The organism is Kitasatospora sp. NPDC087314 (assembly GCF_044744365.1).
GTDB lineage: Bacteria > Actinomycetota > Actinomycetes > Streptomycetales > Streptomycetaceae > Kitasatospora.
The window spans coordinates 169,238-184,299 of the sequence record NZ_JBIUYE010000015.1 but is presented as its reverse complement, the minus strand read 5'-3'; the positions used below and the strand labels follow the sequence as shown (position 1 = coordinate 184,299).

20 protein-coding genes are annotated in these 15,062 nt (G+C 69.5%); 11 read left to right on the top strand and 9 right to left on the bottom strand.

What is annotated here, in order from left to right; genetic code table 11:
* The first annotated feature begins 189 nt into the window (after positions 1 to 189).
* The 3 genes from ACIO5E_RS30350 (at position 190) to ACIO5E_RS30340 (ending at position 3,675) form a co-directional block, all read left to right on the top strand.
* On the top strand, positions 190 to 375 hold the full coding sequence (locus ACIO5E_RS30350; RefSeq protein WP_280678708.1) for a hypothetical protein: 186 nt from the start codon (positions 190 to 192) through the stop codon (positions 373 to 375).
* Between the two features lie 56 nt (positions 376 to 431).
* The gene (locus ACIO5E_RS30345; protein WP_400673951.1) at positions 432 to 2,816 is read left to right on the top strand and encodes an FxsB family cyclophane-forming radical SAM/SPASM peptide maturase; all 2,385 of its coding nucleotides are present in this window, start codon (positions 432 to 434) and stop codon (positions 2,814 to 2,816) included.
* A 151-nt stretch (positions 2,817 to 2,967) separates the two neighbouring features.
* Complete coding sequence (locus ACIO5E_RS30340; protein ID WP_400673948.1) at positions 2,968 to 3,675, top strand: aminoglycoside N(3)-acetyltransferase; 708 nt, start codon at positions 2,968 to 2,970, stop codon at positions 3,673 to 3,675.
* 95 nt (positions 3,676 to 3,770) lie between these two features.
* Here ACIO5E_RS30340 and ACIO5E_RS30335 read toward each other — a convergent pair whose 3' ends face one another.
* Positions 3,771 to 4,289: a pyridoxamine 5'-phosphate oxidase family protein gene (locus ACIO5E_RS30335; protein ID WP_400673945.1), complete on the bottom strand. Its 519-nt coding sequence runs from the start codon at positions 4,287 to 4,289 to the stop codon at positions 3,771 to 3,773.
* A gap of 157 nt (positions 4,290 to 4,446) precedes the next feature.
* Here ACIO5E_RS30335 and ACIO5E_RS30330 point away from each other — a divergent pair, with 157 nt between their 5' ends.
* From ACIO5E_RS30330 to ACIO5E_RS30310, 5 genes are all read left to right on the top strand, one after another.
* Entirely contained in the window at positions 4,447 to 4,773 is a 327-nt protein-coding gene (locus ACIO5E_RS30330; protein ID WP_400673942.1) for a PadR family transcriptional regulator, read from the top strand.
* Positions 4,770 to 5,126, top strand: a complete 357-nt coding sequence (locus ACIO5E_RS30325) for a DUF1048 domain-containing protein (protein WP_400673939.1) — start codon at positions 4,770 to 4,772, stop codon at positions 5,124 to 5,126. The genes ACIO5E_RS30330 and ACIO5E_RS30325 overlap by 4 nt, the downstream gene beginning before the upstream one ends.
* 1 nt (position 5,127) lies before the next feature.
* Positions 5,128 to 5,454: a DUF1048 domain-containing protein gene (locus ACIO5E_RS30320; protein WP_400673936.1), complete on the top strand. Its 327-nt coding sequence runs from the start codon at positions 5,128 to 5,130 to the stop codon at positions 5,452 to 5,454.
* A 115-nt stretch (positions 5,455 to 5,569) separates the two neighbouring features.
* Positions 5,570 to 6,316, top strand: coding sequence for a phosphotransferase family protein (locus ACIO5E_RS30315; protein ID WP_400673933.1), 747 nt, complete (start codon positions 5,570 to 5,572; stop codon positions 6,314 to 6,316).
* 339 nt (positions 6,317 to 6,655) lie between these two features.
* Positions 6,656 to 7,891 carry a cytochrome P450 gene (locus ACIO5E_RS30310; RefSeq protein WP_400673931.1) on the top strand — a complete coding sequence of 412 codons (1,236 nt, stop codon included), beginning with the start codon at positions 6,656 to 6,658 and terminating at the stop codon, positions 7,889 to 7,891.
* A 65-nt stretch (positions 7,892 to 7,956) separates the two neighbouring features.
* Here ACIO5E_RS30310 and ACIO5E_RS30305 read toward each other — a convergent pair whose 3' ends face one another.
* The 5 genes from ACIO5E_RS30305 to ACIO5E_RS30285 all read right to left on the bottom strand — a co-directional run bounded on the left by ACIO5E_RS30305 (position 7,957) and on the right by ACIO5E_RS30285 (position 11,212).
* The gene (locus ACIO5E_RS30305; protein ID WP_400673928.1) at positions 7,957 to 8,079 is read right to left on the bottom strand and encodes a hypothetical protein; all 123 of its coding nucleotides are present in this window, start codon (positions 8,077 to 8,079) and stop codon (positions 7,957 to 7,959) included.
* Positions 8,080 to 8,154: 75 nt separating this feature from the next.
* Complete coding sequence (locus ACIO5E_RS30300) at positions 8,155 to 8,613, bottom strand: hypothetical protein (RefSeq protein ID WP_400673925.1); 459 nt, start codon at positions 8,611 to 8,613, stop codon at positions 8,155 to 8,157.
* 364 nt (positions 8,614 to 8,977) lie between these two features.
* The gene (locus ACIO5E_RS30295; protein ID WP_400673923.1) at positions 8,978 to 9,874 is read right to left on the bottom strand and encodes an aldo/keto reductase; all 897 of its coding nucleotides are present in this window, start codon (positions 9,872 to 9,874) and stop codon (positions 8,978 to 8,980) included.
* Positions 9,871 to 11,058, bottom strand: coding sequence for a cupin domain-containing protein (locus ACIO5E_RS30290; RefSeq protein ID WP_400673920.1), 1,188 nt, complete (start codon positions 11,056 to 11,058; stop codon positions 9,871 to 9,873). The genes ACIO5E_RS30295 and ACIO5E_RS30290 overlap by 4 nt, the downstream gene beginning before the upstream one ends.
* 13 nt (positions 11,059 to 11,071) lie before the next feature.
* Positions 11,072 to 11,212, bottom strand: coding sequence for a hypothetical protein (locus tag ACIO5E_RS30285; protein ID WP_400673918.1), 141 nt, complete (start codon positions 11,210 to 11,212; stop codon positions 11,072 to 11,074).
* Between the two features lie 122 nt (positions 11,213 to 11,334).
* Between ACIO5E_RS30285 and ACIO5E_RS30280 the strand changes: the two genes are divergently transcribed.
* On the top strand, positions 11,335 to 12,816 hold the full coding sequence (locus tag ACIO5E_RS30280) for a helix-turn-helix transcriptional regulator (RefSeq protein WP_400673915.1): 1,482 nt from the start codon (positions 11,335 to 11,337) through the stop codon (positions 12,814 to 12,816).
* Positions 12,817 to 12,879: 63 nt separating this feature from the next.
* On the opposite strand, the gene ACIO5E_RS30275 is transcribed toward ACIO5E_RS30280, so the two are convergent.
* Genes ACIO5E_RS30275 through ACIO5E_RS30265 form a run of 3 tightly spaced genes read right to left on the bottom strand, consistent with a single transcriptional unit; the run spans position 12,880 to position 14,201 of the window.
* The gene (locus tag ACIO5E_RS30275; protein WP_400673913.1) at positions 12,880 to 13,074 is read right to left on the bottom strand and encodes a DUF397 domain-containing protein; all 195 of its coding nucleotides are present in this window, start codon (positions 13,072 to 13,074) and stop codon (positions 12,880 to 12,882) included.
* 60 nt (positions 13,075 to 13,134) lie between these two features.
* Entirely contained in the window at positions 13,135 to 13,329 is a 195-nt protein-coding gene (locus ACIO5E_RS30270; RefSeq protein WP_400673911.1) for a DUF397 domain-containing protein, read from the bottom strand.
* Between the two features lie 2 nt (positions 13,330 to 13,331).
* A complete protein-coding gene (locus tag ACIO5E_RS30265; protein WP_400673908.1) occupies positions 13,332 to 14,201 on the bottom strand; it encodes a helix-turn-helix domain-containing protein in 870 nt (289 codons plus the stop codon).
* 165 nt (positions 14,202 to 14,366) lie between these two features.
* On the opposite strand from ACIO5E_RS30265, the gene ACIO5E_RS30260 reads away from it, so the two are divergent.
* Positions 14,367 to 14,735, top strand: a complete 369-nt coding sequence (locus ACIO5E_RS30260; protein WP_280678682.1) for an ATP-binding protein — start codon at positions 14,367 to 14,369, stop codon at positions 14,733 to 14,735.
* Positions 14,732 to 14,983, top strand: coding sequence for a hypothetical protein (locus ACIO5E_RS30255; protein WP_400673905.1), 252 nt, complete (start codon positions 14,732 to 14,734; stop codon positions 14,981 to 14,983). Before ACIO5E_RS30260 ends, ACIO5E_RS30255 begins: the two co-directional genes overlap by 4 nt.
* Positions 14,984 to 15,062: the final 79 nt, after the last annotated feature.

The following is a 15,062-nucleotide window of genomic DNA, read 5'->3' as shown; positions in this document are numbered from 1 at the left end:
GCGCGACCGCTGAACGGGTGAATTTTTGGGGCTGCGGCCGCCGTTGCACGGCTTCGACCGGCAAGGGGCGCCAAGTCGAGACCGCAAGCCGTCTTGCAAAGGCCCGGCTGGGTCTATCGTGGTCGCAGTCTTGAACTTGGGTGGCTTTCCCACCCTCGACCGGTCCTAACCGCGCCTAAGGAAACGAAGATGACACCGGTAACCAGCACCCGGCCGACCACCGACCTGACAGAGCCTCAGGACGCCTCGGATCGCCTCTCCCTCGCCGATCTGGCCGCACTGGGCGCGGAGGAGCTCGCGGACCGTCTGCAGCGCGCGCTCCCCGGCGCGGAATCCGGCCTCGTGCCGGTCGCGGCCTTCAACTCCTCGATCTGACACGCTCCGTCACCCCGAACGGAATCCCCAGGCCGAGCCCCAACCCCATCAGATCCATGACGACGCGAATTCCGCTGCCTCTCACGCAATTCGTGGTCAAGATGCACAGCCGGTGTGATCTCGCCTGCGACCACTGCTACGTCTACGAGCACGCGGACAGCAGCTGGCGCGCCCGGCCGAAAGTCATCGGCGACGAGATCCTGACCAGGGCCGCCGAACGCCTCGGCGAGCACGCGGTCGCCCACCGGCTGACCGCCATCCGGGTCGTCCTGCACGGGGGAGAACCCCTGCTCGCCGGCCCGGACCGGCTGCGCCGTGCCGCGCGGACGCTCCGGGCGGCCCTCCCGTCCGGCTGCGCCCTCGACCTGCGCATCCACACCAACGGCGTGCTGTTGAGCCGCGCCTTCTGCGACCTGTTCGCCGAGACGGGCATCAAGGTCGGCATCTCGCTCGACGGCGACAAGGCCGCCAACGACCGCCACCGGCGCTACGCCGACGGGCGCAGCAGTCATCCGCAGGTCCTGCGGGCGGTGGCGCTGCTGCGCGAGCCCGCGTACCGGCACCTGTACGCCGGGCTGCTGTGCACCATCGACGTCGAGAACGATCCGGTCCGGGTGTACCGGGCGCTGGCCGAACTCGACCCCCCCGCGGTCGACTTCCTGCTCCCGCACGCCACCTGGGACGAGCCGCCGAAACGTCCCGCCGGGCAGGGTGACACCCCGTACGCGGACTGGCTGCTCGCCGTCCACGGGCTGTGGGAAGCGGACGGCCGGCCGTTCGCCGTGCGGACCTTCGAATCCGTCCACCGGACCCTGCGCGGGTTCTCCAGCCTCACCGAGTCGCTCGGACTGGAACCCTCCGACCTCGCGGTGCTGGAGACGGACGGGACCTTCGAGCAGGCGGACAGCCTGAAGACCGCGTACGACGGCGCGCCCGCCACCGGTCTGAACGTCTTCGACCACAGCCTCGACGACCTCGCCCGCCACCCGGGCATCGCCGCCCGCCAGTCGGGCCTGCCGGGGCTCAGCCCCACCTGCCGGTCCTGCCCCGTCGTGCGCTCCTGCGGAGGCGGCCTGTACGCCCACCGCTATCGGAGCGACGATGGGGGAGGCGGCTTCGACCACCCCTCCGTCTACTGCGGGGACCTCATGACGCTCATCAACGGCATTGCGGCACACGGCAGTCCGGTGGTGGTGCCCGCACAGGGCGGCGAACCGGTGGTGCCCGCCGCACTCACCCCGCCCCAACTCGACGAGCTCGCCCGGGGGTACGGCGGCGCGGACACCGTCCGAGCCCTCACCCGCTCCCAACTCGCGCTCACCCGGGCGATGCTGGCCGCCGCCTGGGACGCCTCCGGGCAGGGTCGGGCCGAAGCGTGGTCGCTGCTCGCGGAGCTCGACGTCGCAGCGCCGGCCGCCGTCGACGCCGTCCTCGCCCACCCGTACGCGCGGGCCTGGGCCGCCCGCCGCCTGGCCGGGGACCTCGGCACCGACCTCGGGCCGCTGGCCGCCCTCGCCGCGGCCGCGGCGGTGCGGGCCGGGCGGGGGGACGCGGTGGCGGTGCCGGTGCGCGGCGGGTGGCTGCACCTGCCGACGCTCGGGCGGATCGCCGCACCCGCCGGGGAGGCGGTCGTCACGGGCCTGGCGGGCGGGTTCAGCGTGCGGGCGGCCGACGGTTCGGTCCGCACGACCCTGGACGAGCCGCTGCGCCGGATCCGGCTCGCCCCGGGGTGGACGGTCTCCCTGGAGGACGTCGACCCGCTGCGGGACAGCCACGACCACGCCGTGTCCGAGCGGCTGTCCACCGGCGAACTGCTCGACTGGACGGGCGCGCTGCGCGAAGCCGGGGAACTGCTCGGGCGGGACCTGCCCGGGTACGCGGACGGGATGCGGGCCGGCCTCACGACGGTGACCCCGTTGCGGCCGGGCCCGGCGGGCCGGGACATCAGCTCGGCCGCGCGCCAGGCCTTCGGCGCGGTCGGCATCGCCCGACCCGCCACGGCGCCGACCCTGGCGCTGCTGCTGGCCCACGAGTTCCAGCACGTGAAGCTCGGCGCCGTACTGGACCTGCTGGACCTGTACGACCGGAGCGACGACACGCTCTACCTCGCCCCCTGGCGGCCCGACCCCCGGCCGCTCGAAGGGCTGCTCCAAGGCACCTACGCCCACCTGGCCGTCACCGAGTACTGGGGAACCCGCAGCCTCGCGTACGACGGCCTGCCGGGCGAGGCCGCCGACCGGGCGCGGCGGGAGTTCGCGCTCTGGCGGCAGTACACCGCCGAAGCGGTCGAACGGCTGGCCGAATCCGGTTCGCTGACCTCGGCCGGCTTGCGCTTCGCCGACGGCATGCGTGAGACCGTCACCCCGTGGCTCGCCGTGCCCCTGCCCCCCGCCGCCGAACAGGCCGCCGCCCGGGCCCGGCAGGAACGCGCCATGGCCTGACCTCATTCACCCGGCCTCGGGACACCCTCACCCGGGGCCCCAACTCCGGGGAACCGTCATCCTCACCGAATCCCGCGCCGGCAGCGTCGCCACGGCGCTCTCCCCCCGTCAACTCGTCCATGACCTCGCAGAGCTCGGCGTCCGTCCGGGCATGGTGCTGCACGTCCAGGCGTCCCTGCGCGCCCTCGGCCCGGTGGCCGGGGGCGCCGCCGGCGTCGTCGACGCGCTGCTCGAAGTCCTCGGCCCGGACGGCACCCTGGTCGCCTACACCGCCACCCCCGAGAACTCGGCCACCTCGCGCATCCACCAGACCGCCACCGCCGGCCTGTCACCGGCGGAGGTGACCGCGTACCAGTCCCGGATGCCGCTCTTCGACCCGGCCACCACGCCCTGCTCGCCGACCATGGGCGCGCTCTCCGAGGAGATCCGCACCCGACCCGGCGCGCTGCGCAGTCGCCACCCCCAGACCTCCTGGGCCGCGCTGGGCCGCCGGGCGGCGGAGATCACCGCCCACCACCCGCTCACCTCCCACCTGGGCCCGGAGTCGCCGCTCGGGCGCCTCTACGACCTCGACGCCCGGGTGCTGATGCTCGGCGTCCCGATGGCCCGTTTCACCGCCTTCCACCTCGCCGACCTGCGCCAGCCGGACGTCCGGGTGCGCGAGTACCGCTGTGCCGGGCCCGACGGCTGGCTCACCTTCCAGGCGCCGGACCTGGACGACCTCCACTTCGCCGAGCTCGGCACCCGGGTCCTGGCCGCCGCCACCGGCGTCACCTCCACCCACCTCGGCACCGCCGGCTGCCGTCTCGTCCCGGTACGGGAGGCCGTCGACCTCGCCACCCGACTCCTACGCCCCTGACCGCCCGCCACCCGGCCCCCCGGTTGCCTTCGTCGCCGCTTGGGCCGCTGTGCGTGGGAAGTCGGAAGCGCCGACTTCCCACGCACGGCGGGGGGTTACTGCTCCAGCCGTGGATCGTGATCCGAGAGCGGCGCGTCGGCGAGGGACGGCCGCTGTTCCAGCCACATCCCGTCGCGCATGATGACTCTCCCGCGTAGTTCCGGCTCTCCGCGCCAAGCGCGCACAGTCCTCGGGACCACGCGTACGTACAGGAAGGAACCCTCTTCCGCGCGTGGATCCCACCCGAACTTGCCGGCGAACGCCTCCGCGGCGTCTCCGGGCACCTCCTGGTCCGGGAAGCACTCCGCCTCACCCTGGAGGAGCACCACGTCGAAGGTGTCCGGTAACGACAGGCGCACCCGCGGCTCTTCGCGGACGTTTCGCGCGGTCACGGACGTGGCGCCGGTGCACATCCACACTGCTCGCCCGTCCCACAGGAACCACAGCGGCACCTGGTGCGGCCCGTGCTCGGGGTGAGCCGTCGACACCCAGACATCCCGCTCGGTGACGAGCCGCTCCAGAGTGTCGCGCATGCGCTCCGCCGTCCGGCGACGAACGATTCCGGTGCTCTCCATGACGGCCGACCCTAGCCAAGCGGGCGCGGAGCGCGCCTGCGGCGCAGGACCTACTCCTAGCGACCGACGAACCCCTCGACTTGCGGGCTACTCGGTGATACTGTGTAGTGGTACTCGGTGATACGAGGTACTGGGAGGGTCGAAGAGGAGGTCCGCGATGGACGACCTGACGGAGATGTTGAAGGGCACGCTCGAGGGTTGCGTGCTCGAGATCATCGGCGGCGAGGAGACCTACGGGTACGCCATCACGCGCCGGCTGAACGAACTCGGCTTCGCCGACGTCGTCGAGGGGACCGTCTACACCATCTTGCTGCGGCTGGAGAGGAACGGGCTCGTCCAGGTGACGAAGCGACCGTCCGGGATGGGTCCGCCGCGCAAGTTCTATGCGCTCAACGACGCGGGGCGCGAAGAACTCGGGAGGTTCTGGGCGAAATGGGAGTACCTCTCGTCACGAATCGACAAGCTCAGGGAGGGTGGGAGATGAACTTCTGGGAGAGCATGACCGGCAGCGACCTCACCAGGGAATGGAAGGCGTTCGAAGCCCGGGCCGCGGCATTGCCGCCCGACCACCGGGCGGCGTGGGAGCAGATCAAGGTTCACCTCTCTCCCTACTCGGGCTTCACGGGTCGCAACCTGATGCCGATCCTCGACGGCGCCCTGGGGCTGCTCGAAGAGACGGCGGCGGACGGGCAGAGCGTCCACGACGTGCTGGGCGACGACGTCGAGGGCTTCTGCGCGGCGCTGGCCGGCGGGGAAGGGGCCCGGAGCTATCGCGACCGGTGGCGCGAGCAGTTGAACAGGAACGTCGCAAGGAAGTTGGGCCAGCTAGGAGGCTGACATGGGCATCCAGGACATCATCGAGGGCAAGAAGCAGTGGCGAGCGCACACGGCGCGGGTCAAGGCGCTCCCGCCGGACTATCGGATCGTCTACAAGGAGATGCAGAAGTACTTCTTCAAGATCGGACCGATCGACCTGGCTGACGGGACCCTGCTCTCAGGGATCGTCGATTTCTTCGAGGAGGGCGTCGCGGCCGGCAAGGGAGTCCTGGAGCTCATCGGCAACGACGTCGCCGCCTTCTGCGACGACCTGGTCAAGGACTCGCGCACCTACGCGGACGTCTATCAGGAGTCCGTCAGCGGGAAACCCGGTACGGCCGAGCAGTAGGACCGAGCGGCAGGTCGGTCACGTGGGGCGGTGCGTGGCGGGCCGGCTGCGACGCCCCCGCCGCGCCCGCGAAGACCCCGGCGACAGCGGCGGTCGCCCCTCGATACTGGGCGACATGGATGAGGTCGAGGTCGTCGTCGCCCATTCCGAGCGCGCGACCCTGCGCGTCGGCGACGTGTTCCTGAAGGTGGACGCCGATCAGGCGCGCATCGACGTCGAGGTCGAGGCGATGGCGATGGCGCCGATCCCGACGCCGGCGGTCCTGTGGCGCAAGCCACCCGTGCTCGCGCTCGCCGCCCTCCCGGGGACGACGCTCGGCCGCCTCGGCGGGCCGTCGACCGCCTCGCCGGCGGCGTGGGCCGCGGCGGGCGCCGCCATCCGGAAGCTGCACGACGCGCCGCTGCCGCCGTGGCCTGGCCGGGCCGGCCGGAGCATCGTCGCGCTGGCGGCCGAACTCGACGACGAGTGCGAGCTGCTCGTGGCGAACGGCCTCCTGCCCGCTGACCTGGTCACCCGCAACCGTCAGGTCGCCGAGGCCGCGCTCCGGCCGTGGACTCCGGCGTTCACGCACGGCGACCTGCAGATCGCGCACGTGTTCGTCGACGGCGACGAGGTCACCGGCGTCATCGACTGGTCCGAGGCGGGCCAGGGTGATGCCCTGTACGACCTCGCCACCTTCACGCTCGGACATGAGGAGCACCTCGACGACGTCATCGCCGGCTACGGCACCGACATCGACCTCGACGTGATCCACGCGTGGTGGTCGTTGCGAAGCCTGCTGGTGGTTCGCTGGCTGATCGAGCACGGCTTCGACCCGTTCGCGCCGGGCTGCGAGGTCGACGTGTTGAGGTCCCGGATGTGAGGCTGCGCGAGAGGACGGCGCAGCCCGGGGTGGGGAAGGTTTCGTGGAGGCGCCGCGGCGGCCGACCCGGCGTTCGGCGCTGATCAGCAGGTGGTGGCTCCCGCTCTGACGCTCCGAGGAACTGTCGAACGAGAGCGGGGGTGCTCGCCGGTGGCGGGTGGAAGCGGGGAGGCCGGGCCTCTGCCGGTTCGACCTGAGCATCGGCACAGACGGTGCACGGTGCGTCTGGCCGGATGATCCTGGTACCACCGTCGCGACCCGTTGACGACCGCACCGGGCCCCTCTACAACGGAGCACAGACACCGGGGCACCCCCCGAGAGATCCTGAGGAGCAATGCCATGGCTCCAGACGACAGCGGCTGCCCGGTGCTGGACATGACCGCCCGGGCCCCACACCAGCAGAACGCGGAGCTCCGCTCCGCCGGGCCCGCCGTGCGGGTCGAACTCCCCGGCGGCATCATCGCCTGGTCCGTGACCCGCAGTTCGGTGATCCGCGCCCTGACCGGCGATCCGCGGGTCTCCCGCGACGCGTGCAAGCACTGGCCCGGCCTGGCCTCGGTGCCCGAGGGATGGCCGATGGGGCCGATCGCGTTCCAGCAGAACTTCTTCAACCGCTACGGCGGCGAACACCGCTCGGCACGACGACGGATGGCACCCTCGTTCTCGCCCCGCCGGGTGTCCGCGCTGCGGCCCGGGATCGAGGCGACGACCGCCGCCCTGGTCGGCGCGTTCCGTGACCTCGCCCCCGGCGAGGCCGTGGACATCCGCCGGGCCCTCTCGCTCCCGCTCACCATGACGGTGATCTGCGACCTCTTCGGCGTACCCGCCGACATGCGGCCGCAGATCGGCCGGTCGATGGACACCCTGCTGACGACGACGGCGACGACCGAGCAGATGACGGTCTCACGGGCGGAGATCAACGTGGTGCTGGCCGAACTGCTGGAGCTCAAACGACGCGACCCCGGCCCCGACCTCGCCAGCGACGTGGCCGCCGTCAGCACCGGCGGCGAGACGGGCCGCACCGAGGAGGAGTCCCGCGACGAGCTCTTCCTGATGCTCGGCGCCGGGTACGAGACCGCGGTCAACCTCATCACCAGCGCCGTCCAGGCGCTCCTCACCCACCCCCGCTACCTGGCCCAGGTCCGCGAGGGCACGCTCGGCTGGGAGGACGTCATCGAGGAGACCCTGCGCCACGAGAGCCCGGTGATGCACGTCCCGCTCCGCTACCCCCTGGAGGACATCGACCTCGGCGAGGGCGTGGTCATCCGGCAGGGCGAGCCGATCCTGCTCGGATTCGGCGCGGCCGGCCGGGACCCGGAGGTCCACCCGGACCGGCCGGACGACTTCGACCCGACCCGCCCCGACAAGGAGCACCTGTCCTTCGGCTACGGCCCGCACTTCTGCCTCGGCGCACCCCTGGCCCGGCTGGAGGCCGAAGTGGCCCTGGACGGCCTCTTCGGCGCCTACCCCGGCAGCGTCCTGGACCCGGCCAGCCCGGCGCCGGCCCGGCTGGAGTCCGTCATCGTCAGCGGCCCGTCCGAGCTCTGGATCGTCCCGACGCCCGCCCCGGAGTGACGGCGGCGCCCGGGGAAAGGGCGGCTCCCGCGCACTCGCGGGAGCTGCCCTTCTGTTCTGTGCGGTCAGGCGGTGAAGTGGTCGAACTCGCCGGCCTTGGCGCCCACCCCCCACCCCTTCTCCCGCCCGGTTTCTCCCGTCGCCGCTTCGGCGGTGCCGAAGCGGCGACGGCCCGCGTCCCAGGACACCTGGGACGCGGGCCAAAACGGGTACGGGTGTTGCGCAGGAAGTCGGTGGGGTCGACTTCCTGCGCAACAGGGAGATCAGAAGCGGTCGATGAGGTGCCTGAGACGTGAGCGGAGCGGGGCTTCGAGGTCGAGGTTCTCGCCTCGGGTTGTGGTCTGGAGGAGTTCGGTGATGACGACGAGCTCGGCGAAGCACCCGGAGGGGGAGTCGAGGATGTGCCCGAGTCGGAGTCGGATCTCTGCTGCAGTGGTGGGGACGAGCAGGCTGTACGCGTGGAGCAGGGCCGCGTCGTAGCCGGCGGGTGCGGTGCCCCAGCCTTCCCAGTCGAGGACGGAGAGCGTCGGCCCGGTGAGGTTGGCCCAGTGCAGGTCGCCGTGGGCGGTCGTCCAGACGGGGACGGTGGTGTCGACGGGGAAGCCCAGGAACTGCGGCATCGCCCGGTCCAGGTACTCCTGGCGTACGGCCACCCGGCTGCTGGGCACGATGGCGATGGCGCCGAGGGCGTCGGCGAGGCTGTCCCACCAGGCGTCATCCAAGCGTGGCTCCGCGCGTAGGACGGGTTCGCGCGTGGTAATGGTGGCGGCGGTGACCCGGTCGTACAGCTCGGCGAGGTAGCCGAATTCACCGTCGACCCAGGTCCGTTGCCCGAGCAAGCGGGGGCGAGGGACCGCAGGAGGCATGCAACGCTCTGCCTCCTGCGGTCCCTCCCAGAGCTTGCCCCCAGCCTTGCCAGCCTGCGCGGACACCAACCGCAGCCAGCCTTCACCGGAGCCCGTAGTCACCGCCCGGCCGAGCGTGCGGCCGCGCCACCCCCACGCCTCGCGCGAGTCGATCGGGGAGGCGTTCAGTCGGGCCGCAGCCACCATGTGCATCGCACGCATCCGCTCGGCGATACCCGGCTCAGGTTCCGAGTACATCAACAACCTTCCGTAGAACATCCGGAGACAAGGGGGGCCGGCCGAGGGCATCGGCCGCTTGCCTCCAGTGTTCCGCGCTGCTGGTCGAGAGGAGGACGCGTCGCACCCCTGGTGCCGAGGCGACGAGGGAGAGGGCGGCCTGCGCTGGCGTTGCACCAGGGCTGATCAGCTCTGCGAGTTCGTGGGTCACGATGTCGGGAATCTCGCCGCCGTGGAGGGGAGCAGATGCGAAGACGTCCAGACCTGCTGCGCTTGCTTCGATCAGTACGCCACGTCCATCGATAGCTTCGGCAACCGGTGCCAGGTGAACGAGGGAGACAGGGAGTTGGATGGCGCGAAGGTGATGCCCCGATCCGCCAGCCGCCGCCGCGAGTTGGAGTAGCGTGGACACATTGAGAAGCTTGCTGCTGAATCCTCTCCACGTTGCCACTCCGTAGGCGCCGATGGCCCGTCGGCTGCACGCCTCTTCCAGAGCGGCGAACGCGGAGTACAACCGGCCCGCGATGTCGCGCTCCTGGCAGTCGTGCTCCGGGTTGTGGAGGAAGACAATGTCGGGCATGCGGCCCAGTAGGCGTCTGCTCCGTGCTGTCTGCCATGTGATGTAGTCCGGGGTGAGACAGTGTCCGCGGCTGGCGCTCTCGGCAGACAACACGCCTGAGTGAACGCCGAGCCGGCCAGCACTGGGCGGGATGAACCCCACCTTGGTCGAGACGCGCAGATCCGGGTACGAGGTAAGGACGGGCCTGAGAAGCGCCTCGGCGCAGCCGCTTCCGTAGTTGGGAGCGGTATCCACCCAGTTGGCTCCGTGGACAACAGCCATCAGCGCGGCTTCGGTCGTGTCTGGACAACGGTAGGTACCAAGGCCCAGAAGAGCGGTCACTTCGCACCTGCGACCGTGACAGCTTGGCCATCGACCAGCTCTGTCACAAGACCGGCGGCCTGCGTGAGGCTGATGCCAGCGGCCAGGGCGAGTTCTGCCAAGGTGTGGTTTTCCCCGTCAGCAAGGAGAACAAGCATTGCTTGGGTTTTGGCCGCGAACGTCCACTCCTCGCCGCCGGCAGTCAGACGAATGGTGTTCCCCGGCCCGGTGGAGAATGCTGGACGGGCCGTGACCAGCCGAACTCGTAGGGCGCCGTCGGGTGGAGCTGCGGCGACGTACGGCAACGACGGTGCCAACCGGGCGCGCTCCATGGCGTCTCGGGCGGCGGAGAAGCGGGTGATCAGGTCAGTGCGTTCCAACTCGGCTGCGACGAGCTTGCCGATCGTTTCGAGGAATCTGCACTGCTCTTCCGTCGTGTCGAATCGAGGGAGGTCCGCCCTGACGGCCTCGTGTGTTCGCAGGATCTCCGAAAGCCAGGTGAGTAGATCGGCACCGGTAGCGCTCTGCAGCCCACAGGTGATGTGAAGCGAGTGCACGCCCTCGGACGCGGCGACGGCGTGCCACCATCCCCGGGGTAGATAGAGCACATCCCCGGCGGTGAGGACCAGATCGACGATGGGCTCACCCGGCGGCGACTCCGGCATCTCCGTGTCGCGGTGCATCGGTACCGCGCGGGTTGGCCCGTAGACGCGCCAGCGTTTGGCACCGTCGAGTTGGACGACGACCACGTCGTGGTCGTCCCAGTGGACACCGAAGCCCTCGGTGCCGGTCCACGAAGCGTACAGGTTGACTTGCACTCCGGTCCGTAGCCAGCGTTCCAACTGGGCGGCAAGGAGGCTGATTTGTGGGTGGATCTCATCGACGGCGTCGAGAACCAGGGTGGCGCCCTCGGCGAGCCGCTTGTGCAGCTCGGAGGGTTGGAGCTGGTGCCAGACGGTGCTTCGCCGGGTGACGATCGGACGCGAGTACGTGTGTGCTGGTAGCTGCTCCCCGTTGGCGGCCAGACGCAGACGAGGGGGTTCGAAGCGGTGGTGGGTCAGGATGTCGTTGAGATCGTCCCAGTTCATCAGTCCGCTGGGGGGCGCGGCCTCGCCGCGTACGACCTTGAAGCTACGGCCGAGTGTCTGGGCGAGGAAGTCCTTCCCGCCCAGACGCTCAACCACCGAGAACCGCTCGGCGGTCATTGCAGTGAGTCCGTCAGTCGTTCGTGTCGGTGCGTCCGGTGGAGCCACCGTCGGACGGCTGCTCGCCGCGCGAACGGGCCGCCGCGACCTTCGAGCGGGCGACGAAGAGGCCGTCGCTCTCCGGTTCGGCGCCGTCGGTCAGGTTCTCAGTCATGGAGATCTCCTTCTAGGTCCGTTGGGGGCGGGGAGCGCCGGGAAGTGCTCCCGACGTGCCTCCAGAGAACCGTCTCTAAAGGGGCTGTACCAGAGCAGAATTGGAGCAGAAGAGCGGCATCGATGCGGCAAGTCCAGGCCCGACCTGGATCGTTGGGAATACTGACGGACCAGAGCATCTGGAGGTCTGAGATGGCACCGCGGCGACATCAGTTCGTTCAACGCAGGGAGGCGGTCGGCCACACGCAGGAGTCTCTTGCTGAAGCCGTCCAAGTCGACCGCACGACGGTTGGGCGATGGGAGAGCGGCAGGTGCACACCGCAACCGTGGATGCGTCCGAAGCTCGCTCGCGTCCTCAGGATCTCCGTCGACCAGCTGGCCGAGCTTCTCGGAGCCGCCGGCTCATCTTCGCGGCCTCGTGCCACCGCATCCGCGTCGGCCTTCACGAAACCCGGCCGAGAGGGGTTCCAGGAGACCCGGAGAATCGCAGAAGTGGTTGCCGCCGACTCGGCAGAGTCTGCCCGTTTCCTTCAGTTCGCCAGTGCCTCCAACGTGGACGGCACGTTCTTGGAGCAGATCGACTTCGACATCGTCCGCTTAGCGGCCGACTACGTCTGCAAGCCCGTATCCGAGCTCTTCCACGAGATCGGAGCACTCCGCCGAGTCGTCTTTGAGCTACTCCGCGGTCGTCAACGCCCCGATGAGGCAAGCCATCTGTATGTGCAGGCGGGCCGTCTCTGTGGGCTTTCCGCTCATGTGGCACTCGACCTCGGGCAGTACCTGGCCGCCGCCACCCAGTCGCGAACGGCGTGGCGATGCGCCGAGTTGGCTGGCCATGACGGCTTGCGCGCCTGGATCAGGTCGCTCCAGTCCCTGATCGCCTACTGGAGGCAGGACTACTCCCGGGCGGCGGAGCTGGCCAGATCGGGCTTGCAGTACCCGGATGGCGGGACCGTCTCAACGCGTCTGTTCAGCCTTGAAGCCAGGGCAGCTGCCGCGCTGGGTGACCGGTCGACTGCCGCACGGGCCGTCGAGTCGGCTCATACGGCGCGGTGTGATTCGCCCGTTGCAGTGGACGTTCCCGGTATTTTCACGTTCCCCGAAGCCAAGCAGTGGGCCTATGCCGGCACTGCGCTTCTTGCCCTGGGCGGTCGAGGGAACGTGGGTCGCGCCATCGAAGCGTCCTCCCAGGCCATCACCTTGTACGAGTCCGGCCCGCAGCGTGAGCGGTCCTCCGGTGACCTGCTGGCCGCACGCCTTGACCTGGCCAATGCCCATCTGGCCGACGGCGATCTCGATGGCGTGCAAGAGAAAGTGCTGCTCGTTCTCGACGCTGCCCCGGAGCGGCGAACTGCGAAGGCACCGGCCCACCTCGAAGCGGCGTTCAGGGAGGTCCGAACCAGAGAGCTGCCTGGCAGCATCGTGGTCACCGACCCCGCTCCCGTCGTTTCCCACCTCGCCTCATACGAGGCTTGGGCTGACCAGTGCGGAGTCCCCTTCCAGGAGACGGTCGCAAGGGCGGCTGAGATTGCGGGATCGCTGATCGAAGCCGAGGGAGCCTTCGAGATCACTTGCCTCGGCGGGCTTCTCACGTGCCGGGTGTAGACGGTGATGACGTTGCCGCTCCCGGCCCGTGCCCCGGCATGACCGGGGCACGGGCCGTGGAGTTCAGGCGGTGAAGTGGTCGAACTCGCCGGCCTTGGCGCCGCGGATCCAGGCGTCGAGCTTGGTGCGGGTGGTGGTGACGACGTGGGCGGGGTCGTCGGATTCGCGGATGTAGACCAGTTCGCCGTCGGAAGCGATTTCGACGCAGTCGGCCCTGTCACCGCTGAAGCTCGACTTCTGCCAGTTGAGCTGGCTCATGACTACCTACCTTGAACCTCGTAGTGGTGGCCGCGAAGGTTGTGCTGGCCGGGGCGTGGGTCAGGCGGTGAAGTGGTCGAACTCGCCGGCCTTGGCGCCGCGGATCCAGGCATGGAGCTTGGTGCGGGTGGTGGTGACGATGTGGGCGGGGTCGTCGGACTCGCGGATGTAGACCAGCTCGCCTGCAGAAGCGATCTCCACGCAGTTGGCGTTTGTGCCACTGAAGCTCGACTTCTGCCAGTTGAGTTGGTGCATGGCTACCTACCTTGGACCTTGTAGCGGACGTGCTGGATCAAGCCCAGCGAGTCGCGGAATGCCGACGACGGCGTGGGCTTGGCGGTGTCCAGGGGAGGTAGGGACAAGCTTCTGATCTGGTCGAACTTCCGCCGGAACACCGCCACTCCTTCAGGATCGCTCATGAAGGATGAACCGTGCGGATGTTCTAGCAGGACAGTATCCAGCCGTGGGTGTCGGCCGGCGATCAGCATGAACGGCGTATCGGTCTCCGCAAACACGGTGCAGTCGAACGGAAGGATCTGAAGCGTCACGTGAGGGAGCTGTCCGACCTCGATGAGGTGGGTCAGCTGGTCCCTCATGATGGTCGGCCCGCCGTACATCATGTGCAGCGCCGCTTCGTGGAGCACCACCCGGATTGGCGGCGCGTTTTCGACATCCAGGACTTGCTGGCGCTTTCGGCGGAACTCGATCTTCTTTTCGGCGTATTCGAGGATGATCTCGCTGTAGGCCCTGGTCTGGAGAAGGCCTGGGATCAGGAAGGTCTCGTAGTTGTCCAGCGCTGTGGCATCCGCCTCGGCTTCTGCGAGGTCGAGCGCGGCGTGCTTGACGAGCCCTCTGTAGCTCGTCCACCAGCCCTTTCCTGTGCTCTCGCTCATGGCGATCAGAGCGGAGCGGTAGCCAGGGTCGGTGACGTGGCAGGCGTCGAGCCAGATGTGCAGGCGGTCGAGGTTGAGGCTCAGCCTGCCAGCCTCGGTGTGGCTGACGGCAGGTCCCTTCATGCCCAGCATCGCGCCTATCTCCGGCGCTGATACGCCCGCGGCGTCACGTAGACGACGCAGCTCCTCGCCGAAGTGTCGCTGTCGTCCGCTGACCTCGGTCCTGAGTCCCACGTACCTGCCTCCTTGCACGGCAACCCTACTCGCAGTGTAGGGGAAATTACAGATTGTGTTGCATCATTGGCCCTTGAGACCTTACAGTCCAATCACATGCCGCGCATCGGACGGATCGTCAGTAACGTTCATGTGCGCCCCTTCTGCACCACTGGGAGATTCCCCATGTGTGACCCCAACCTCAACTCCCCCTCCCTCACCGTGTCCCGCGAGGCGTTGTGCGACGCCATGGCGCGCGCCGGGTACGCGCACTCTGCGATCGTGGACGCCGAACTCGCGCTCGTGGAGCTGATCGTGAACGCCTGGCGGCACGGGGCGACCGCCGCGCCGATGGTCCTGGTCGTCATCGCTGACGGCACCCTCCGCGTCACCGTCGCCGACCGGAGCTCGGTGCTGCCCGAGCAGTGCAAGCCCAATGCCCTCGCCCAGTCCGGCCGCGGGCTCCAGCTGGTCGAGGGGCTCACCCACCGCTGGGGTGCGGAGCCGCAGAAGCTCGGCAAGCGGGTCTGGTTCGAGCTGGACGGCGCCGCGTGAACGCCCTCCACCCCATCCGTCCGGCCGACCCGGCGATCCGCCACCTCACCGGCCGGCAGATCTCCGGTCTGATCGTCGAACTCCGCTCCGAAGGTCGCGAGTTCGGCCTCCTCTGGCCCTCCGCCGATCCCGGCGAGGTCATCCTGGACGGCCGCTTCCTCGTCAACATCGGCAACATCCCGGCGAGTACCCTGATCAACCTCCTCGCGCTGATCCGCGAGTTCAAGCGCCACCGGGGCCGGCCGTGACGGGCCTGCTGGTCCTCGTCCTGGTGGCTGCCGCCGTCGGTGGCGTCTGCCAGGCCCGTTCCGAGCGGCTGCGTGACCC